Source organism: Rhizobium esperanzae, from assembly GCF_002204185.1.
Lineage (GTDB): Bacteria > Pseudomonadota > Alphaproteobacteria > Rhizobiales > Rhizobiaceae > Rhizobium > Rhizobium esperanzae.
On record NZ_MXPU01000007.1, the window covers coordinates 269,073 to 289,920 of the forward strand.

Below are 20,848 nucleotides of genomic sequence, written 5' to 3' on the forward strand. Positions count from 1 at the left end.
CGGAATTGAGTCTTACAGTTCCGGACTGCCGATATCAGAATTGGTTGTTGATGCCAAACTTGAAGTTTTGCGTCTTGTCGAAGTCTTCCTTGAGGACCGGGATTGCGTAATCCAGACGCAATGAACCGAAAGGAGACTGCCAAACGACACCGACACCGACTGAAGCGCGCAGCGAGGCGTCTTCGCCCTCAATGCCGTCGCCCCTCAGGTCAACGTCATTGCCAAACAACGTGCCGGCGTCGGCGAAGACCGCGCCGCGCAGGTTGAAGTCGCGCGGGAAGCCCGGCATCGGGAAAGTCGCTTCGGCCGATGCGGTGAAGTATGTTGTACCGCCCAGCGGATCGTCGTTGTCACCCCTGACGCGCGGGCCGATACCCTTGTTCTCGAAGCCGCGAATGTCGCCATTGGTCAGCGTGAACTGGTCGAAGACATTCAGGTGCTCACCAAACCCGACGACATAACCCGCCGAAGCCGAAACCGAACCGATGATATCGGCATCGTCGGCGAGCAGGTGGTAGTAGCGGGCCTTGCCGTAGATCTTGTAGAACTGCGAGTCGCCCCCGAGGCCGGCAATTTCCTGCGTCGCCGTCGCATAGATGCCTTCGCGCGGTAGAACCGTGTCATCGAGCGTGTTGTAGGTCAGCGTCTGCGAGACGGAAGAACGTGTCCACGGGCTGTCCTCAACCAGGTGCTGATACGGAGCGGACAGATCGGAAAGATCGCTGTTGTCAGCGTCGTACTTCATCTGCTTGTAGTTATAGCGGAAAGTCGTCGCCAGATCTTCGGTGATCGGCGCCGTGACGCGCAGAACGACGCTGGTTTCCTCATAGTCGTAATTGTCGTTGCTCGACGTTTCGCTGTGGTTGACGTCGAAGCCCGCCGCCAGGCGGTAGCCGAGGAAATAGGGTTCGGTGAAGCTGACGCCGTAGGCGCGCGATCCTTCCTGACCGCCGCCGGCCGAGATGCGGATGTACTGACCACGACCAAGGAAGTTCTTTTCTTCGATCGATGCTTCGAGCAGCAGACCGTCGCCGCCAGCGGCATAACCCGCGCCGACACCGAACGAACCGGTCGACTGATCCTGCACGTCGACCACCACCACGACACGGTCCGGGGAGCTGCCCGGCTGGGTGGAGATATTGACGGAAGAGAAGTAACCGAGCGCTTCCAGGCGGCGCTTGGCCTTGGTGATCATCTGCTGATTGAAGGCGTCGCCTTCGCTCATGTCGAATTCGCGGCGGATGACGTAGTCGCGCGTACGGCTGTTGCCGCGGATCTCGATGCGCTCGACATAGGCGCGCTCGCCCTGGTCGACGAGATATTCGACGCCGATCGTGTTGTTGTTGAGGTCGCGGTTACCGCGCGGCGTGACGCGCGCAAAGGGATAACCGGCCGACGCGACCTGATCGGAGATCGCCTCGATCGACTTCTGCACTTCCTTGGCGCTATAGACGTGGCCTTCCTTCGTGCGCACGAGCGGCAGCAGCTGATCGGAGCCGACGCCTTCGACGGTCGACTGGACGGTCACCGGTCCGAAGTCGTAGCGCTGACCTTCCTCGATATTGAAGGTGAGCGTGTATTTGTTGGTCGCCTCGTCGAAGCTGGCATCGGAAGAAACGATGCGCATATCGGCATAGCCGCGATTGTAATAGAACTGGCGCAGCGCTTCCTCGTCGGCGTGAAGCTTGTCTTCGTTGTAGACGTCCTTGCGGGTCAGGAACGAAAGGAAGTTCGAGCGCTTGGTATTGATGACGGCAGCCAGACGGCCGGCGCTGTAGGCGTTGTTGCCGACGAAATTGATCGAATCGATCTTGGTGCGATCGCCCTCGTTGATGACAAAGGCGAGATTGACGCGGCCTTCGCCGAGCGGCACCACCTGCGTCGTCACCTCGACTTCGCTGCGGCCGGTGGCGGCATAGGCATCCTTGATCGCCTGGATGTCGGACTGGATCTGCGTGTCGCTGTAAGGACCGGCAGCATGCGTCTGGACGATCGTCGCGAGCTTGTCGTCCTTGATCTTGCGGTTGCCGTTGAAGACCACCTGATTGACGAGCTGGGCCTCCTGGACGTTAACGACGAGCGTGCCGCCGGAAACCGAAATCTTCACATCGGAGAAGTAGCCCGTGCCGTAAAGCTGTTTGACCGAGTTATCGATATCAGTGTTCGAGAAACTCTTGCCGGGCGTGATGGTGAGGTTCGACCGGACGGCTTCCGCGCCGACGCGGCTTGCGCCACGCACATCGATGCGCTGGATGACCGCGGCCTCGGCGGCCGTAGCGGAAACGAACGTCAAAGCACCTGCGCCCGAAGCAACAACACTAGCAGACAGCGCAACCGCCGATACTGCGTTCAAAAACTTTGAACCAGCCTTCATTTCACCTATTACCTTTTTTCCCTCGTCCCCGTCCCCGGGAGAACCCGATTCCGGTCACGTGTGTCGTTTTACCCGCTTTTGACATACAAGCAAGGGAGGGCGTTAATTTCTGTTTACTTCATTTCCAAGCGTGACCCATTCGCCACTACAGCCTTGAAACATCGTAAATAAATAGTAATTCCCTTGCCTTACGCGTTTACCTTCAGCTCAGGCTGATGTCGTTCCAGGTCGTGAAAACCATCAATGTCAATATCATTGCAAGGCCTATGCGAAATGCAATTTCCTGGGCCTTGGCACCCAGCGGTTTTCCTCTGACCGCTTCCACCGCATAGAACATCAGGTGGCCGCCATCAAGTACCGGAACCGGCATCAGGTTAAGCAATCCTATCGAAACCGACAGCACCGCAGCAAGCTGCAACACTGCCCCCAGGCCAAGCTTCGCCATCTGGCCGGTAGCCTGCGCCACACGGATCGGTCCGCCCAGCTGATCGGCCCGCATCGATCCGCTGAAGATGTTGCCGATATATTTGAAGGTGTCCGTGACGATTTGCCCGCTGGCGATCACGCCCTCACGCAGCGCCTGGAGCGGAGTGTAGGTCTGCAGCCGGAAATTGCCGGAGTTCTTGTCGGTAGCGATGCCGATCTGACCGACTTCCATCTTGTTGCCGAACTGATCGGTCTGGTCGACGCGCTGCGGCACCATCGGCACATCGAGCTTCTGGCCGCCGCGCTCGACTGTAACGACAATCCTTTGGCCGGGGCGCATGCCGACATAGCGGCGCACATCTTCAAACGTCTCGACCTTGCCGCCATCGATGGCAACCAGGAGGTCACCGGGAAGGATACCGGCGGCGGCCGCCGAGCTCTCCGGCTTGACTTCGGCAACGACCGGGTCGGCGATCATGCGGCCATAGACGGTGAAGAGAACAGTAAAGATGGCGATCGCCAACAGAAAATTGGCGATCGGACCTGCTGCGACGGTCGCGGCACGTTTCCACAGCTTGGCGCCGGCAAAGGAGCGCGCCCTCTCCTCTTCGGACATGGCGGCAAGCTTGTCGCTGTCCGTTTTGCTCGACGCATCCTCGTCGCCAAAGAAGCGGACGTAACCGCCAAGCGGGATTACGGAGATCTTCCAGCGTGTTCCATGGCGGTCGGTGAAGCCGAATAGCTCGGGACCAAAGCCGACCGAAAAGGCAAGGATACGGATTCCGCTCCAGCGCCCGACAAGGTAATGGCCCATCTCATGCACGAAGACGAGCAGCGAGAGCACCAGGATGAAGGTGACGATATTCCCCATCACAAATGCGTATATGCCGGTCATCACGTCCATGGTTCCTTCCGTCGGGCTACCGCGTCATCAGAGGCCAAATAATGCCGCTCCGAGCGACGTCATGCCAGCTCCCTTTATCAGGGAAAATGATACAGCAAGCAAGAACGCAGCAAAACAGGCGAAAATCAGTCCGTCAACGCGGTCCATGACGCCGCCATGGCCCGGAATGAGACGGCTCGAATCCTTGACGCCGAATTTTCGCTTGATGAAGGATTCGAAAAGATCACCCGACTGGCTGCAGACCGACAGGATGAGCGCCACGCCGGCGGCGACGACTTCGGTGCCCGGAAGGAGGAAATGGGCGAGAAGGACGCCGGCTGCGACCGCGAAAACGGCGCCGCCGATAGCGCCAGACCATGTCTTTCCCGGCGAGATCGACGGGGCAAGCTTCGGTCCGCGGAGCGCCCTGCCGACGAAATAGGCGAGGATATCGGTCGCCCAGACGACGGCAAAGACGAAAAGCATGGCGTAAAGACCGGGCTGGTCGTTGCCTCTGATCGCGGCAAGCGCCAGGCCTGTGGCGCCGGCATAGAAGAGGCCGACCGGCAGCCAGCGACTCGTGCCGTGCAGGATGATCAGGGCTATGCCGACGGCGGTGACGCCGGCCAGCATGCCGGCGGCGAATTCGAAATTGCCGACAAGCACGAGGAAGGCGATCGCCGCTTCGCCGATCCAACCAACCACATTGGCCACCCAATCCCGCGCAATGCCGGTTATCTTAGACCATTCATAGTAGATCAGCAGACCGATCACCACGGCCAAGGTGCGAAAGGCAAGGCCGCCATACCAGGTGGCGACAAGAACGATGAGCGCGAGAATCAATCCTGAAACGATGCGGAGCTTCAATTCCTTCTGCATCAGGTGCCGACCGCGGCTGCCTGCGATGACAGGCCACCGAAGCGCCGGTCGCGGGAGGCGAATTTTTCCAGCGCCGAGCGGAAAATCTCCGGACTGAAATCGGGCCAATATTCCGGGATGAAGATGAATTCCGAATAGGCGGCCTGCCAAAGCAGGAAGTTGGAAAGCCGTTCCTCGCCGCTGGTGCGGATGATGAGATCCGGATCCGGGATGCCGGCCGTGTCGAGACGGGCGTTGATCAGCGCGGGGGTGATGTCCTGTGCCCGCAGGCGGCCGGACTCGACATCCCTCGCGAGACTCACGACGGCGCGCGAGATTTCATCACGCGAGCCGTAATTGAAGGCGATGACCAGCGTCAGCGCCGTGTTGTCCCTGGTGGTCTCCTCCGCCTCAAGCAGCAGGCCGAGAATGTCGCTGCGCAGGCTGTGGCGGTCGCCGATCACCTTGATGCGTACATTCTGGCGATGAAGCTCAGCAAGGTCGCGACGAATGAAAGCCTTGAGCAGACCGAGCAGATCGGAAACCTCGGCTTCGGGCCGGCGCCAGTTCTCCGAGGAGAAGGCGAAGAGGGTGAGATATTTTATGCCGGCCGCGCCGGCGGCGCGTACTGTCTCGCGGACCGCCTCGACGCCCTTGCGATGGCCCATCGTGCGCGGCAAGCCGCGCTGCTTGGCCCAACGGCCATTGCCGTCCATGATGATGGCAACATGCTCTGGCACAGTCACAAATACAGATTCCGACATTTCCCGTCCGGTCTTTCCAGGCAAAGGCACAGGTCCACTAGACCTGCATGATTTCCTTTTCCTTCTCGCCAAGCAAGCGGTCGATTTCGGAAATCGTCTCGTCCGTCATCTTCTGTACGCGTTCGGATTGCGCACGGCTCTCGTCCTGGCCGATTACACCGTCCTTTTCGGCTTTCTTGAGGCCGTCCATGCCGTCACGGCGAACATGGCGAATCGCGACCTTGCTCTTCTCCGCATAGTCGTGCGCCACCTTGACGAGCGACTTGCGGCGCTCCTCGTTCAATTCCGGCAGCGGAATGCGCAGGCTCTGGCCGTCGACGATCGGGTTGAGGCCGAGATTGGATTCGCGGATGCCGCGTTCGACGGCGCTGACCATCGACTTGTCCCAGACGGAAACCGTCAGCATGCGCGGCTCGGGCACGGTGATGTTCGCGACCTGATTCAAGGGCACGCGCGAACCATAGGCCTCGATCGTGACCGGATCGAGGATGTTGGCCGAAGCACGGCCGGTGCGCAGCGATGCGATGTCGCTCTTGAATGCGGAGACCGCGCCGTCCATCCGGCGCTTCAGTTCCTTGATATCGATACCTTCACTCATGTCGATGCTCCCGTTTAGAGCGATGCCGAAAAGTCAGCGGTTTTCGGGACGTCTCAGGCTCTAATTCTTAATGTAGAACATGTTTCAGATTTCAGGCCAACCGCACCTAAAGCTCAATCATGTTCTAGCGAGGGCTGCGCCGAAACCGCGGCGCGGCTTGTATCAGTTGTCGGAGACGATGGTCTTGAGGCCACCGCCCGTCAAGATTTCAGCAAAACCACCCTTCTCGTGGATCGAGAAGACGATGATCGGAATGGAATTCTCCCTGGCAAGCGCCACGGCGGCAACGTCCATCACCGCAAGCCCCCTGTCCAGCACTTCCTGGTGCGTCAGGCGGTCGAAGCGGGTCGCATCGGGATATTTCTTCGGGTCGGCGGTGTAGATGCCGTCCACCTGCGTGCCCTTGAAGATCGCTTGCGCGCCCATTTCGGCGGCGCGCAGCGCGGCGGCGGAATCAGTGGTGAAGAAGGGATTGCCGGTGCCGCCGGCAAAGATCACCACGCGTCCCATCGACAGATGATAAAGGGTCGCTCGCTGCGAGAAGCTCTCGCAGATCTCCGGCATGGAGATGGCGGAAAGCACCACCGTATCGATGTTCAGCTTGCGCAGCGAGGTTGCGAGCGCGAGCGCGTTGATGATGGTGCCGAGCATGCCCATATGGTCGCCGGTCACCCGGTCACCGCCTTTGGATGCGACTGCGACACCGCGGAAGATATTGCCGCCACCGACGACGACGCCGACTTCCACGCCCAAATGCCTTGCCTCGGCGATATCGGATGCAATGCGGTCCGCCACTGCGACATCGATCCCGAAACCCTGGCCACCCATGAGCGCTTCGCCGGAAGCCTTGAGCAGAACGCGTTTATAGACAGGCTCTAAAGACATCTTGGCTCCTCGTAAATTGCCGTGAATGCCCGATACACGAAGGGCACCGCGTTGTCACGCGATGCCCTGGCGTTTTCCCAATTATGGCTGAAAGATCAACCCTTGACAGCAGCCGCAACTTCAGCTGCGAAATCGGTCTCTTCCTTCTCGACGCCTTCGCCGAGCAGGAGACGTGCCATGCCGGCAACTTCGATCGGGGCGCCGACGGCCTTTTCAGCTTCCTTGATGGCGGCTGCGACGGTGAGATCCGGATTGATGACGAAAGACTGCGAGAGAAGAGCGACTTCCTCGAAGAACTTGCGCATGCGGCCTTCGACCATCTTTTCGATGATGTTGTCGGGCTTGCCCGAAGCGCGCGACTGCTCGATGAAGACGTTGCGCTCGCGTTCGGCGACGGCGGCATCGACTTCTTCCGGGCGGATCGCCAGCGGCGCGGTCGCAGCAATGTGCATGGCGACCTGGCGGCCGATTGCGTTCAGGGCTTCCTTGTCGCCGGTCGACTTCAGCGCGACGAGAACGCCGAGCTTGCCGAGGCCATCGGAAACAGCATTGTGGATATAGGTGGCAACGACGCCGTCCTCGACGGAGAGAGCGATCGAACGGCGCAGGTTCATGTTTTCGCCGATCGTTGCGATCGCATCCTTGATCGTGTCGGAAACGGACTTGCCGGATGCCGGATAGGTCGCGGCAGCCACGGCGTCGACCGTGCCGTCAGTGGAAACGGCGACCTTGGCAATGCCGCGGACGAGATCCTGGAAGGCATCGTTACGGGCGACGAAGTCGGTTTCGGAGTTGACTTCGACGACGACGGCCTTCGTGCCTTGGCTCGAAACGCCCACGAGGCCTTCAGCGGCGGTGCGGCCCGACTTCTTGTCGGCCTTGGCGATGCCCTTGGCGCGCAGCCAGTCGATCGCCGCTTCCATGTCGCCGCTGGTTTCAGCAAGAGCCTTCTTGCAGTCCATCATGCCTGCGCCTGTCTTTTCGCGCAGTTCCTTCACCATTGCAGCCGTAATCTCGCTCATTATCTTCCTCTTGTCGGTTCAAACGGTGGACCGCAAAGCGGCGCGACACCGGATTGAGGCACGAAATGTACCTGTATGTATGACAACGTGATGAAGACGCGTCATAACGAAACTTTACTGACGGAGCGCCTGACGCCTCCGCCTTGAAACGGGTAAGGCCGCCGAACTTCGATGAGTCGCGAGCGGCCTTCCCAGTCTATGCAAGCTTCGACGGAGTTTTGTCTCCGCCCGCCTTCATCAGCCTTCGGCTGCTTCCTCGAGAGCCGGCTCGACCGGAACTTCGGAGGATGCGCCGAGATCACGGCCGGAAGAGCTCTGCTGGCGCGCAATGCCGTCGATGGCAGCGCGGGAGATCAGCTCGCAGTACAGGGCGATGGCGCGCGATGCATCGTCATTGCCCGGGATCGGATAGTCGATCAGGTCCGGATCGCAGTTCGAGTCGATGATGGCGACGACCGGGATGCCGAGGCGCTTGGCTTCGTCGATCGCGATCTTTTCCTTGTTGGTGTCGATGATGAACATCAGGTCGGGCGTGCCGCCCATATCGCGGATACCGCCGAGAGCCTTGTCGAGCTTTTCACGCTCGCGCTCGAGGTTGAGGCGTTCCTTCTTGGTGAAGCCCTGGGCTTCGCCGTTGAGGATCTCGTCGAGCTTGCGCAGGCGCTGGATCGAGTTGGAGATCGTCTTCCAGTTCGTCATCATGCCGCCGAGCCAGCGCGAGTTGACGTAGTACTGGGCCGAGCGCTTGGCGCTGTCGGCGATGATCTCGGACGCCTGGCGCTTGGTACCGACGAAGAGAACGCGGCCGCCGCGGGCGACGGTGTCGCTGACGACCTGAAGAGCGCGCGAGAGCATCGGAACCGTCTGCGCCAGATCGATGATGTGAATGTTGTTGCGATCGCCGAAGATGTACGGCTTCATCTTCGGGTTCCAGCGATGGGTCTGGTGGCCGAAGTGGACGCCTGCTTCAAGAAGCTGACGCATAGAAAAATCAGGCAATGCCATGCCTTGTTACTCCTTTTCCGGTTGAACCTCCGCAAGACGAACAGCACCCTCTTAGAGAATGCCACCGGCGGAACAGCCCGGATTTCTCCCGGACGATCCCAAGCCTTACGTGTGGAATGCCGGTGCCCATACATTCGGTTCGGCATAAAAGCAAGGAAAACATTCCACTCGGCCTAAAAACAAGGATCATGCCGAACTTCCGGCCGACTGCCCTGCCCTGAAAACGCGCCGCTCAGCCTGACAGCGTCGGCAGCAGCGACGGCATGACGCCGGCGTCCGGCATCGGCAGAATGGCGTCGACCTCAGCCGGCAGCAGGGTGCCGATCGCGTCTGCATTGCCGGTCGCGGTGCCCAAGGCACCGCGGAAGCCGTGTCTCGTCGATGATAGTGAGGCTTTCCAGGCTTGCGGCGCGTGATGGTCTGGAGGCCTATTTCGCAACTGCAGGCCCCGTCGCAATGGACTGGCCGCTGGAATCGCACCGATCACAAGAGTAGGACGACAGGAGGCGACTCAATCATCGCTGGTCGCCGACACAATAATGAACTTTATGATACAGTTTTATGACAGCGGAGAAACCGCGGCCTACTTGCAGACCTCAGCCTTGTGATCCAGCAGCTCGAGCTTGGCGAGCTTGCCGGTCAGGACAAAATCGCCATAATCCATCGTCAGGTCGCGGGTGATGCCGTTCTCGTAAAGCTTGAACGACATGCGATAGACGGGCAGCGAATCCGATTTTGCATTCTCGTTGAAATAGGCGATGGTCACCGGCCAGAAGGCCGTCTTCGAGAAGGCGCCGGCATTGCCGGCATCGGCCTCCTCGGCAGCCGGCGTTTCCTGCTTGCCGACAATGGTTGTCGTCACCAGCGACTTATCGCCGTCATCGGAACCATCGAAAACGCGGGCTTCGAAGAAACGTTTTCCCTCCTTGGCGTTCTGGATCACATCGAGCATATGTTCTGTCGGAAAGCGGCTTTCGCCAAGCTGCAGCTCACGGCTCGCCGGCCGCTTGAGATCGACCTTGACGCCATTGGCCTGATTCTCGGCCGCGCCGTTGACCTCCTTGTCGAGCTGGTCGTCGGTGAAGGATTTGGTGTCAAAGGTAAACTTGCGGTCCTTCAGGTTCTCGAAGGTCTTTGTCTGCTGATCGCTGACGCGCACGCTGTCGCCGGTGTCGATCTGCGTCACGAAGCGGAAATTGGTGGTGAAGCCCTGGCAATAGCTGCCGTCGAATTCATAGACCATGCGGCCGTACATCGAGGCGATGCCGGAGCGGTCCGAGGCATCCTTCAATTCCAGATCGTAGACGGCGCGATGGGCGACGAGACCGGTCGCGATCGCAGCGCTTGCCGCAGGCGCACCCGCCCATGCATTGGCGGAAAGGCCGGCGAGAAGCAGAGCGGCAAGCGACGATCGGAACATTCATTCACTCCTGTTGGACTCAGCCGCGATGTTATATGAACTCTTTCGGCCAAATCGAGGCTCGAAGCTGTCATAATAAAGATTCTAGTCTTGATGCATAATTTTTGAAACATTGACAACAAAAGCGGAGACGAAAATGTCCGACGAAATTGCAGCCCGCCTGACTAAGATGGGGATAACTCTACCCGAAGCCGCAGCACCTGCCGCAAATTACGTCCCCTATGTCATTAGCGGCAATCTTCTCTACATCTCCGGGCAACTGCCACTCGAAGGTGGCAAGATCGCCGTATCAGGCCATCTCGGCAAGACGGTAGACTTTGCAAGCGGCCAGCGCGGTGCCGAACTCTGCGCCATCAATATTCTCGCCCAGGCAAAAGCTGCGCTCGGCGGCGACCTCGGCCGCATCCGGCGCGTCATAAAGCTGAACGGATTCGTCGCCTCGGCGCCCGATTTTGTCGAGCAGCATCTCGTCATCAACGGCGCGTCGAACCTGATTGCCGGCGTGCTCGGCGAGGCGGGCAAACATGCGCGCGCCGCCGTCGGCATGGCCGCCCTGCCGCTGAACGCCGCCGTCGAGATCGATGCTATCATGGAAATCGCAGAATGACGAATGCGGCCTGGATCAAGGACGTGCCGGTCGCCCATCGCGGCTTTCACGACCTCAACAAGCTCGTCTGGGAAAATACGCTTTCGGCCTTCTCGCGTGCCGTCGAAGCCGGCTTTGCGATCGAATGCGATCTGCATTACGCCTCCGACGGCGTGCCGATCATCTTTCATGACGAGGATCTTCAGCGTCTGTGCAATCTGAACGGCGACATCCGCGAGCGCACCTCCCGGGAACTCGGGCTGATCGCCGTCGGCGGCACGGGCGACAAGGTGCCGACGCTCCGCCAGCTCCTCGACCTCGTCAACGGCAAGGTTCCGCTGGTGCTGGAGCTGAAGGGCCGTGAGGCCGATGACGAGGGGTTTGCCGAATCCGTGCTCGAAGTGCTCGAAGGCTATGAGGGCAAGGTCGCGCTGATGAGCTTCGACCATTGGCTGTTGCGCGGTCTGAAGGCGCTTGGCTCGCCCTACCCGCTCGGGCTGACCGCCAATGGCAACACGCCGGAAGAGTTTGAGACCCATGCCAAGGCAATGGAGATCGGTCTCGATTTCATCTCCTATTATTATGACGACCTGCCGAATGCCTTCATCACGGGCGAACGCGACAAGGGCATTCCGGTGATCACCTGGACGGTGCGTGACGAAGAGGCGCGCCGGCGCACTTTCGCCAATGCAGACCAGATGACCTTCGAAGGTTTCGACCCGCGTGCGGTTTGACGCTCGCTTTTTGGCCAAGATCATGCGCAGACTGAAACCGAGCCGAAACCCTCCTCCCACAGGCTTCGCATCCGCCGCATGACCGATGAATTGTCCATTCGCGTAGAACGCTCCTTCACCGCGATTTCCCCGGAGAGCTGGTCCCGGCTTTCCGGGGCGTCGAAAGCTTGCAGCACGCTCGCCTATAATCCTTTCGTTTCGCACGCCTTTTTATCGTCGCTGGAAGAATCCGGCTCGGCCACGGCCGAAACCGGTTGGCTCGGCCACCATCTGTTACTCGAAACAGATGGTGGCGAGCTGATCGGCGCCCTGCCCGGCTACCTCAAGAGCCACAGCCAGGGCGAATATGTCTTCGACCACGGCTGGGCCGACGCCTTCGAGCGGGCCGGCGGGCGTTATTATCCCAAGCTGCAGTGCTCGATTCCATTTACACCCGCGACCGGCCCGCGTCTTCTCGTCGCCGAAGGGTTGCAGCGGCTGCCGATCCAGAGCGCGATCGCCGAAAGCCTGAAGGAGGTCGTGCGCCGGCTCGGCATCTCCTCGGCGCATATTACCTTCGTGCCTGATGAAGAGATCGGCGTCTTCGAGATGGATGGCTATCTGCACCGCACCGACCAGCAGTTCCATTTCATCAATGACGGCTATGCCAATCACGACGAGTTCCTCGAAACGCTCGCTTCGCGCAAACGCAAGGCATTGCGCAAGGAGCGCCGCGCCGCGATCGAAAACGGCATCAGCATCGACTGGCTGACCGGGCGCGATCTGACGGAGCGGATCTGGGACCAGTTCTTCAAATTCTACATGGATACCGGCGGCCGCAAATGGGGCCGGCCCTATCTCACCCGCAAATTCTACTCGCTGATCGGCGAGCGCATGGCCGACGATATCCTGCTCGTCATGGCCAAGCGCGACGGGCGCTATATCGCCGGCGCGATCAATTTCATCGGCGGCGATACGCTCTACGGTCGTCACTGGGGCTGCATCGAGGACCACCCGTTCCTGCATTTCGAGGTCTGCTATCACCAGGCGATCGACTTCGCCCTGGCGAAGGGGTTGAAACGGGTCGAGGCCGGCGCGCAGGGCGAACATAAGCTCGCTCGCGGCTACCTGCCGGTGACGACGCATTCCGCCCATTATGTCGCCCATGCCGGGCTGCGCCGCGCGATCGGCGATTATCTCGCGCGCGAGCGCGCCGATGTCGAACAGATGAGTGAACTGCTGAGTGAGCACAGCCCATTTCGCAAGGGTGAGCGTCAGCAGGAGGATTGACGCCGCCCCGCCAAGCGCGCTACCCGATCAAACGGAACGTGAGGAGATTTTGCGATGACCATCGCCTATGACGACAACAATATCTTCGCCAAGATCCTGCGCGGCGAAATTCCCTCCTACCGAATCTTCGAGGACCAGCATACGGTGGCGTTCATGGATGTGATGCCGCAAGCGCCGGGCCACGTGCTCGTCGTTCCGAAGGCGCCTTCGCGCAATATCCTCGATGCCGATCCCGCCACCCTCGTCCATGCCATTACCGTCGTTCAAAAGGTCGCCCGGGCGGTCCAGGAAGTTTTCGACGCCGATGGCGTGTTCATCGCCCAGTTCAACGAACCGGCGGCTGGACAAACGGTGTTCCATCTGCATTTCCATATCATTCCCCGCCATGAGGGCGTGGCCCTCAGGCCGCATTCCGGCAAGATGGAAGACGGCGCTGTGCTTGCCGCCCATGCCGAAAAGATCCGGGCGGCCCTGGCGTAACACGGATCTCTGCCGACGAGGGGAAGCAAAAAAGGCCGCGGGTGACGCGGCCTTTTTTAATTCGGTGACGAGGTCTCACTTCTTGCGCGGAACCTTGGGAACCGTGCTTCCCTTCTTGGGGGCGTCGCGGACCTCGGGCTCGGCCTGCGGGACCGTCTTGGCACGGGTCTTGCGGGCCGTCTTCGTCTTCAGCTCGCCATCATCCTCGTCGTCGGCTTCGGGATGCACGACCTCGGCTTCCGGCTTCGGCTTGATCGGCGCCGTATCCGGAATGGCTTCCAGCAGGATACCGGGCTTGCCGTCTTCCTTCGGGCCGACGGTGACGTTGACGACGCCGCCCTTCTTCAGCTTGCCGAAGAGGATTTCGTTGGCGAGCGGCTTCTTGATCGTGTCCTGGATGACGCGGGCAAGCGGGCGGGCGCCCATCTTCTCGTCGTAACCCTTTTCTGCAAGCCAGGCGATCGCATCCTCGTGCAGGTCGAAGGTGACGTTCCTTTCTGAAAGCTGGGCCTCCAGTTGCATGATGAACTTCTGAACGACCTTGTGAATGACAGCCGTCGGCAGCGCCGCGAAGGGAATGATCGCGTCGAGACGGTTGCGGAACTCCGGCGTGAAGAGACGGGTCAGCGCCTCCTCGTCCTCGCCGGTGCGCTTGGACGAACCGAAGCCGATCGCCGCCTTGGCCATTTCGGAAGCGCCCGCATTCGTCGTCATGATTAGGATGACGTTGCGGAAGTCGATCTTCTTGCCGTTGTGGTCGGTCAGCGTGCCGTGGTCCATGACCTGCAGAAGGATATTGTAGATATCCGGATGCGCCTTCTCGATTTCGTCGAGCAGGACCACGCAATGCGGATGCTGATCGACGCCATCGGTCAGGAGACCGCCCTGGTCGAAGCCGACATAGCCGGGAGGCGCGCCGAGCAAACGCGAGACCGTGTGCCGCTCCATATATTCCGACATGTCGAAGCGCAGGAGCTCGACGCCGAGCGACGCAGCCAGCTGCTTTGCCACCTCGGTCTTGCCGACGCCGGTCGGACCGGAGAAGACATAGGCGCCGATCGGCTTGTTCGGCTCGCGCAGGCCGGCACGCGCCAGCTTGATCGAGGTCGAAAGCGCTTCGATCGCGATGTCCTGTCCGTAGACCACCGAACGCAGTTCCTGCTCGAGATTGGCAAGCACCGCCTCGTCGTCCTTGGAGACGGTCTTCGGCGGAATGCGCGCCATCGTCGCGATCGTCGCCTCGATCTCCTTTTCGGTGATCAGCTTGCGGCGCTTCGAGGGCGGCAACAGCATCTGGGCCGCACCCGTTTCGTCGATCACGTCGATCGCCTTATCAGGCAGCTTGCGGTCGGAGATGTAGCGGGCCGACAGTTCCACGGCCGACTTGATGGCATCGTTCGAATAGCGCAGGTGGTGATATTCTTCGAAATAGGGCTTCAGGCCCTTCATGATCTCGATCGCATCATTGATCGACGGCTCGCTGACGTCGATCTTCTGGAAACGACGGACCAGCGCCCGGTCCTTCTCGAAGAACTGGCGATATTCCTTATATGTCGTCGAGCCGATGCAGCGGATGGCGCCCGACGACAGCGCCGGCTTCAAGAGGTTCGATGCATCCATCGCGCCGCCCGAGGTGGCGCCGGCGCCGATCACCGTATGGATCTCGTCGATGAACAGCACCGCACCCGGATATTCTTCCAGTTCCTTGACGACCTGCTTCAGACGTTCCTCGAAATCGCCGCGGTAGCGTGTGCCGGCGAGCAGCGTGCCCATGTCGAGCGAGAAGATCGTCGCATCGGCGAGCGCCTCGGGAACCTTGCCTTCGACGATGCGCTTGGCAAGACCTTCGGCGATCGCCGTCTTGCCGACGCCGGGATCGCCGACATAGAGCGGATTGTTCTTCGAACGGCGGCACAGGATCTGGATGGTGCGGCTGACCTCGGCGTGACGGCCGATCAGCGGATCGATCTTGCCGCCCTTGGCCTTCTCGTTGAGATTGACGCAGTAGGCTTTCAGCGCATCCTGCTGCTTCTTGGGACCGCCCTCTTCCTCGCCGCCGCGCGCCGTCGGCTTGCTCTCGGCCTCTTCCTCGGCGCCGCGCGGAGTGCGGGTCTCCGACGCGCCCGGCCGCTTGCCGATGCCGTGAGAGATGTAGTTGACGGCATCGTAGCGGGTCATCTCCTGCTCCTGCAGGAAATAGGCGGCATGGCTTTCGCGCTCGGCGAAGATCGCGACGAGCACGTTGGCGCCGGTCACTTCCTCGCGGCCGGATGACTGTACGTGGATGACGGCACGCTGGATGACGCGCTGGAAGCCGGAGGTAGGCTTCGAATCCTCGTCGTAACCGGTGATCAGATTGGAAAGTTCGTTATCGACATATTCGACGAGCGTCTTGCGCAGCGCGTCGAGATCGACATTGCAGGCGCCCATGACCGCAGCCGCATCGGCATCGTCGATCAGGGCGAGCAGCAGATGCTCGAGCGTCGCATATTCATGATGCCGCTCGTTGGCAAAGGTCAGTGCCTGATGGAGCGCCTTCTCTAAGCTAGGCGAAAATGTTGGCACGTTGAGATCCTCACTTCTTTTCCATGACGCATTGTAGCGGATGCTGGTGCTGCCGGGCGAAGTCCATCACCTGGCTGACCTTCGTTTCCGCTACCTCGTATGTGAATATTCCGCACTCGCCGACGCCGTGATTGTGGACATGGAGCATGATGCGGGTGGCACTTTCACGGTCCTTCTGAAAAAACCGCTCCAGAATATGAATGACGAATTCCATGGGCGTATAATCGTCATTCAAAAGCAGCACGCGATAGAGGTTGGGCTTCTTGGTCTTCGGCTTGGTGCGCGTGATGACCGAGGTTCCGCGATTTCCGTTGTCCCCGTTCCTTTCGCTGTCGTTCTGCATCCGGATCGGCTTTGCGATCATTGTCATTCATTCCTCGATCAATCCGGCGGAGCATGGGAGGGTGCTTTTCCCGCCGAATATCTGAAACACTAACTTAGTTCATAATGGGCCGATTTTAAGCCCCCCGTCGGACACTGCAATCAAGAAATGCCGGCATGCACGGGAAAGACCAAAAAAGTCCCCGGGGCCGATCCGAGCGGACGCTGTGGCGAAGGTGGAAACAAAAAAGACCGGCTACAGATGCGTAGCCGGTCCCGGTATTTCAATATGTCGCGCAGGTTGCGCCGCCGCAATCAGCTCATGCGGCGGCAGGCGTTGCCGCCGGCGCCTGCCTGCCCGTCTTGGCAACGGCAGCGGCGATCGGAGCCTCGTAAGGCTTATAGGCAGACTTGGCGAGATCGGCGTACATTTCCCCGAGCTTGGTGGCTTCGGAGACGAAGCTCTCATAGCTGGACTTGACGTAGCTGGTCTGCAGTTCGAACACGGACTCGAAGCTCTTGGCCCCGGCCAGCGTTTCGAAATGCGTCACCGCATCCTGAAAGGATTTCTTCGAATATTCAGCAGCTTCGGCGGCGATTGCCTGAAAGCCCCTCGCCGTATCGGAATAGGTTCTCAGCGCCGTATCGACGGCTTCCTTGCTCTTCCTGTTTGCATCGTCAAAGTTGAACATGACCGTCCTCCGTTGGGCTGTGGGATGGCGGCAGGGTAGCCGCAATGCACAAATAGTCAAGTAGTCTTGTGCGACGCAAAACATCTCCAGGTTGCGTCGCGGGGGCAAGACAAAGCGGGCGCGCCTGTGAACGTACCTCTTTAACGGTTTTTGCTAATATATATCACAATGCCACAACCAAGCGTTTTAAAAAAAATTTGATTCGGCAGCAAAAAAACAAAAAAGACCGGGCGGATGCGCCGCCCGGTCCACTTCAAGTTCTCATGCGGCGATCAAAGATCGACGTCGAGGATTGCCATCGAAAAGTTGTAGGAGCGATCGCCGTCTTCGTCATCGACATACACGACGCCCAGAAACTCTTCGCCGAGATACACTTCCGCGGAATCGTTCTTGCGCGGACGCGCCTTGACGATGATCTGCGGGTTGAACATGCGCTTGAAATAGGCGTCGAGCTTCTTGATTTCTTCAGGCTTCACTCTGTCATCTCCGTAAGCGGTCTTGATTGGCCGCTTCTTGCACAGGAAAAGCAGCGGTGTAAAGGCGGGCTGCTGCTTGGGCAGTGGCTGTCCCCGCTCGGTTCCTGCCGGTTTTCCTTTCCTTTTCCAACAGGCGCTCAGATATCGGCGCCGATCACCTGGTCCATGTTGCGCGACGGTTCGGAACAACCGGCCTCGCCGACGACCTTGGCCGGCACGCCGGCAACCGTCTTCTTCGGCGGCACTGCTTTGAGCACGACGGAGCCGGCGGCGACGCGCGAGCAGAAGCCGATCTCGATGTTGCCGAGAATCTTCGCGCCGGCGCCGATCATGACACCGCTGCCGATCTTCGGATGGCGGTCGGCCCCCTCCTTGCCGGTGCCGCCGAGCGTGACGCCATGCAGGATCGAGACATTGTCGCCGACAACAGCCGTTTCACCGATCACGAGGCCGGTGGCATGATCGAGGAAGATGCCCTTGCCGATACGGGCGGCCGGATTGATGTCGGTCTGGAAGACGCTGGAGGAGCGGCTTTGCAGATAGAGGGCGAAGTCACGCCTGCCGCGGTTCAGCAGCCAGTGGGCCAGACGATGCGTCTGCAGCGCGTGGAAACCCTTGAAATAGAGCACCGCCTCCATGAAGCGCAGGCAAGCGGGATCGCGGTCATAAACCGCCTGGATATCCACGCGCAGGATCGAACTCCATTCCGGCCAGTCGGTGAGCATTTCCTCGAAGGTCTGGCGCAGGAGGATCGCCTGCATGTCTGGGTGATCGAGGCGTTCGCAGATGCGGTGGATGACGCACTCTTCGAGCGAACGGTGATTGATCACCGTCGAATAGAGAAAGGCGGCGAGAACCGGGTCCGTTTCGGCGGCAGTGCGGGCTTCCTCGCGCAGGCTGTCCCAGATGGGATCCATCACTTTCAGCGGATGGCCTGTCTCAAAAGCACGGATATCTGTCTTGGCGACCATCGCCGCTCTCCTCGTTGCCAGCCGGAATGCCGTTTCGGAATGCCCATATATAGTGGAAAACGCCAATAACATAAATGGGTGCCGTCACCATGGTTTTTTAGCACGATTTTTCGGCATCATGATGATGTCACCCTTCGGCGACCCTTGCGTAGAAGGCCAGCACCGCCTTCTTGAAAACCTTATCGCCGACGGCGAGCATGTGATCGCGGCCAGGAATATCGAGCGCTTCGGCCTCGGGCATCAGAGCAGCCAGTTCCTGCGGCGAGCCGGCAATATCGTCCTTGGTGCCGACGCCGATCAACGCCGGCATATCGAGCTTAGCCATATCCGAGCGCGCGACGAGGTCGCGCGAGCCGCGGATGCAGGCGGCAAGCGCAGTGCGGTCGCTCTTCGTCTGTTCGGCGAAGGCGCGGAACATGCGGCCGCGCTCATGCATCACGACGTCCAGCGACGGAGCCAGCAGCGCATCGGCGATCGGGTCCCAGTCGCCGACCCCATCGGTCATGCCGATGCCGAGGCCGCCGAGCACCAGCGAGCGGACGCGGTGCGGATTGGCGAGTGCTGCAAAAACGGAAATGCGCGCGCCCATCGAATAGCCCATGAGATTGGCCTCAGGGATGCCGAGATGATCGAGCAAGGCGATCGCATCGCCGGCCATCACCCAGGGGCGATAGGCTTCGGCATCGTGCGGCTTGTCGCTCGCGCCATGGCCGCGATTGTCGATGGCGATCACCCGATAGCCGGCATCGCCCAACGTCTTCAACCAGCCCGGATGCACCCAATTGACGTTCGCCGTCGAGGCAAAACCATGGATCAGCAGGACAGGCACGCCGGACGGGTCGCCCTCATCGAAAAAGGCGATCTCCAATCCGTCATGAGTGAAGCTTGAAAATGCAGGCGTGTTCAGGTTCATCGGGCCTTCCTTTTGGCGCGACCATAGTCGAGCCGCCTCTCGGCGTGAAGCCAAAATAGTGGGTAAAAACTGTGCCCGGAGCGGCGCTTTGGCTCTACACATTTGCGGCGAAGACTTATAAGGTCCGCGCACGTTTCATAGCATTCGGAGAGCGACATGGCCGGCCACAACATTCCTCACTTCCAGAACGACGGCGGTCATCGCGTCATCGAAGTCGGCGTCAAGGAATTCATGTGCACTGGCGCTTCGGTTCCTTTCGACCATCCGCATATCTTCATCGACATGGGCGACGACAACGAGAAGGTCTGCTCCTATTGCTCGACGCTTTACCGCTATAATGCATCTCTCAAGCCGAGCCAGACCAATCCGGCCGGTTGCGTTTTCCACGTGAAGGCGGCGTAAACAGTCCAGAATCCGGATCGGACTTGATAATGCCGGTCGAACATGCCGCCATCATCGGCGCCGGCATTGCCGGGCTGACCGCTGCGCTTTCGCTGTCCCGGCGGGGCATCAGCTCGGAGATTTTCGAGCAGGCGGATGAACTCGTCGAAGTCGGCGCCGGCTTGCAGGTTTCGCCGAACGCCTCCCGCATCCTGGCAGACCTCGGCGTCCTCGAGGGACTTTCAAAAGTCTGGCTCGAACCGGAGGCGATCCGGCTGATGTCAGGCGGTTCGCTGCGCCAACTTGCGGCCGTGCCGGCCGGCAAATTCGCGCGGCAGCGCTGGGGGGCACCCTATGGCGTGCTGCACCGCGCCACATTGCAGAATGCGCTTCTCACCGCAGTCGAAGCCGATCCGCTCTGCCGGCTTCATCTCGGCGCGCGAATGGAATCGAATTCGCCACCTGTCGAACGGGCCGCCGATGTGGTCCTTGGCGCGGACGGCGTATGGTCGAAACTCCGGCACTCCATACCCGGCGGCCCCTCACCGCGCTTTTCCGGCAACATCGCCTACCGCTTCACTATTGCCGAAGACGAGGCGCCGGGTTTTCTCGACCGGACAAGCGTTTCGGCCTATCTCGGCGGATCGGCGCATCTTGTCTGCTATCCGCTGAAAGAGACCGGCAGCATCAACATGGTGGCGATCACCGCCGGCAATGCCGCGCCGCAGGCTTGGGGGAACGAGCCGACGGCAGAGCAGCGCGCGCGGCTCCGGGCGCAGCTTTCCGGTTGGAACAGCGCGATCATGTCGCTGCTCGAAAAACAGCCGAAGCTGACGTTCTGGCCGCTCTTCGAAACCACGTCGGGCGCGTGGCAGGACGGCCGCGGGACGGTTCTGATCGGTGACGCCGCGCATGCGATGATGCCCTTTGCCGCCCAGGGAGCGGCCATGGCGATCGAAGACGCCTACGAACTTGCCGCGGTTCTTTCAAACCGTCCGGTGGCGGAAGCAATGGCGCTCTTTGAAAGGCATCGTGCGCCGCGCATTGCAAAGCTTCGCCAGCGCGGCGCCTTCAACAAATTTGCCTATCATGCGAAGGGGCCGATCCGGATCGGCCGTGATCTGGTGCTCGGCCTGAAGCCGCCGCAAAGCCTGGCGGCCGATCTCGACTGGATCTACGGCTACCGGGCTCGGAGCACGCTGTAAGGCGCCGCAAGCGGCCGCAG

The 20,848-nt window shown here is 60.3% G+C and carries 22 protein-coding genes; 6 read left to right on the forward strand and 16 right to left on the reverse strand.

All coding sequences use genetic code 11. From position 1 onward, the window contains the following. Positions 1–34 precede the first annotated feature (34 nt). From bamA to B5E41_RS13275, 10 genes are all read right to left on the reverse strand, one after another. Complete coding sequence (bamA, locus tag B5E41_RS13230) at positions 35–2,374, reverse strand: outer membrane protein assembly factor BamA (RefSeq protein ID WP_088394203.1); 2,340 nt, start codon at positions 2,372–2,374, stop codon at positions 35–37. A gap of 202 nt (positions 2,375–2,576) precedes the next feature. Then, positions 2,577–3,704 carry an RIP metalloprotease RseP gene (rseP, locus tag B5E41_RS13235; RefSeq protein ID WP_088394205.1) on the reverse strand — a complete coding sequence of 376 codons (1,128 nt, stop codon included), beginning with the start codon at positions 3,702–3,704 and terminating at the stop codon, positions 2,577–2,579. 27 nt (positions 3,705–3,731) lie between these two features. Further along, positions 3,732–4,562, reverse strand: a complete 831-nt coding sequence (locus B5E41_RS13240; RefSeq protein ID WP_088394207.1) for a phosphatidate cytidylyltransferase — start codon at positions 4,560–4,562, stop codon at positions 3,732–3,734. After that, a complete protein-coding gene (locus B5E41_RS13245) occupies positions 4,562–5,305 on the reverse strand; it encodes an isoprenyl transferase (protein WP_088394209.1) in 744 nt (247 codons plus the stop codon). Before B5E41_RS13245 ends, B5E41_RS13240 begins: the two co-directional genes overlap by 1 nt. Positions 5,306–5,342: 37 nt before the next feature. Continuing rightward, positions 5,343–5,903 carry a ribosome recycling factor gene (gene frr / locus B5E41_RS13250; protein ID WP_004678618.1) on the reverse strand — a complete coding sequence of 187 codons (561 nt, stop codon included), beginning with the start codon at positions 5,901–5,903 and terminating at the stop codon, positions 5,343–5,345. Between the two features lie 162 nt (positions 5,904–6,065). Next, on the reverse strand, positions 6,066–6,788 hold the full coding sequence (gene pyrH / locus B5E41_RS13255; protein ID WP_088394211.1) for a UMP kinase: 723 nt from the start codon (positions 6,786–6,788) through the stop codon (positions 6,066–6,068). A gap of 95 nt (positions 6,789–6,883) precedes the next feature. After that, on the reverse strand, positions 6,884–7,810 hold the full coding sequence (gene tsf, locus B5E41_RS13260) for a translation elongation factor Ts (RefSeq protein ID WP_064802271.1): 927 nt from the start codon (positions 7,808–7,810) through the stop codon (positions 6,884–6,886). A gap of 237 nt (positions 7,811–8,047) precedes the next feature. Then, positions 8,048–8,815 carry a 30S ribosomal protein S2 gene (gene rpsB / locus B5E41_RS13265; RefSeq protein ID WP_003573382.1) on the reverse strand — a complete coding sequence of 256 codons (768 nt, stop codon included), beginning with the start codon at positions 8,813–8,815 and terminating at the stop codon, positions 8,048–8,050. Between the two features lie 232 nt (positions 8,816–9,047). Beyond that, positions 9,048–9,170 carry a hypothetical protein gene (locus B5E41_RS32570; RefSeq protein ID WP_280950619.1) on the reverse strand — a complete coding sequence of 41 codons (123 nt, stop codon included), beginning with the start codon at positions 9,168–9,170 and terminating at the stop codon, positions 9,048–9,050. Positions 9,171–9,398: 228 nt separating this feature from the next. Then, the gene (locus B5E41_RS13275; protein ID WP_088394215.1) at positions 9,399–10,235 is read right to left on the reverse strand and encodes a cell envelope integrity EipB family protein; all 837 of its coding nucleotides are present in this window, start codon (positions 10,233–10,235) and stop codon (positions 9,399–9,401) included. A gap of 136 nt (positions 10,236–10,371) precedes the next feature. Here B5E41_RS13275 and B5E41_RS13280 point away from each other — a divergent pair, with 136 nt between their 5' ends. From B5E41_RS13280 to B5E41_RS13295, 4 genes are all read left to right on the forward strand, one after another. Beyond that, positions 10,372–10,842: a RidA family protein gene (locus tag B5E41_RS13280; RefSeq protein WP_088394217.1), complete on the forward strand. Its 471-nt coding sequence runs from the start codon at positions 10,372–10,374 to the stop codon at positions 10,840–10,842. Then, positions 10,839–11,555: a glycerophosphodiester phosphodiesterase gene (locus B5E41_RS13285; RefSeq protein WP_088394219.1), complete on the forward strand. Its 717-nt coding sequence runs from the start codon at positions 10,839–10,841 to the stop codon at positions 11,553–11,555. Before B5E41_RS13280 ends, B5E41_RS13285 begins: the two co-directional genes overlap by 4 nt. A 78-nt stretch (positions 11,556–11,633) precedes the next feature. Beyond that, positions 11,634–12,824 (forward strand): GNAT family N-acetyltransferase, encoded by a 1,191-nt coding sequence (locus B5E41_RS13290; protein ID WP_088394221.1) that lies wholly within the window; start codon positions 11,634–11,636, stop codon positions 12,822–12,824. A 54-nt stretch (positions 12,825–12,878) separates the two neighbouring features. After that, entirely contained in the window at positions 12,879–13,304 is a 426-nt protein-coding gene (locus B5E41_RS13295) for an HIT family protein (protein ID WP_088394223.1), read from the forward strand. A 75-nt stretch (positions 13,305–13,379) separates the two neighbouring features. Here B5E41_RS13295 and clpA read toward each other — a convergent pair whose 3' ends face one another. The 6 genes from clpA to B5E41_RS13325 form a co-directional block, all read right to left on the reverse strand. After that, positions 13,380–15,869, reverse strand: a complete 2,490-nt coding sequence (gene clpA, locus B5E41_RS13300; RefSeq protein WP_064802257.1) for an ATP-dependent Clp protease ATP-binding subunit ClpA — start codon at positions 15,867–15,869, stop codon at positions 13,380–13,382. Between the two features lie 10 nt (positions 15,870–15,879). Next, complete coding sequence (gene clpS / locus B5E41_RS13305) at positions 15,880–16,233, reverse strand: ATP-dependent Clp protease adapter ClpS (protein ID WP_008526939.1); 354 nt, start codon at positions 16,231–16,233, stop codon at positions 15,880–15,882. A gap of 277 nt (positions 16,234–16,510) precedes the next feature. Beyond that, positions 16,511–16,882, reverse strand: a complete 372-nt coding sequence (locus B5E41_RS13310) for a phasin family protein (RefSeq protein ID WP_088394225.1) — start codon at positions 16,880–16,882, stop codon at positions 16,511–16,513. 272 nt (positions 16,883–17,154) lie between these two features. Next, entirely contained in the window at positions 17,155–17,358 is a 204-nt protein-coding gene (locus tag B5E41_RS13315; protein ID WP_011425185.1) for a DUF3126 family protein, read from the reverse strand. A gap of 137 nt (positions 17,359–17,495) precedes the next feature. Further along, positions 17,496–18,329, reverse strand: a complete 834-nt coding sequence (gene cysE / locus B5E41_RS13320; protein ID WP_088394227.1) for a serine O-acetyltransferase — start codon at positions 18,327–18,329, stop codon at positions 17,496–17,498. Positions 18,330–18,456: 127 nt separating this feature from the next. Next, the gene (locus B5E41_RS13325; RefSeq protein WP_088394229.1) at positions 18,457–19,242 is read right to left on the reverse strand and encodes an alpha/beta fold hydrolase; all 786 of its coding nucleotides are present in this window, start codon (positions 19,240–19,242) and stop codon (positions 18,457–18,459) included. Positions 19,243–19,398: 156 nt separating this feature from the next. Here B5E41_RS13325 and B5E41_RS13330 point away from each other — a divergent pair, with 156 nt between their 5' ends. Then, entirely contained in the window at positions 19,399–19,644 is a 246-nt protein-coding gene (locus B5E41_RS13330) for a zinc-finger domain-containing protein (RefSeq protein WP_011425183.1), read from the forward strand. 29 nt (positions 19,645–19,673) lie between these two features. Next, complete coding sequence (locus tag B5E41_RS13335; RefSeq protein ID WP_088394231.1) at positions 19,674–20,828, forward strand: FAD-dependent monooxygenase; 1,155 nt, start codon at positions 19,674–19,676, stop codon at positions 20,826–20,828. Positions 20,829–20,848: the final 20 nt, after the last annotated feature.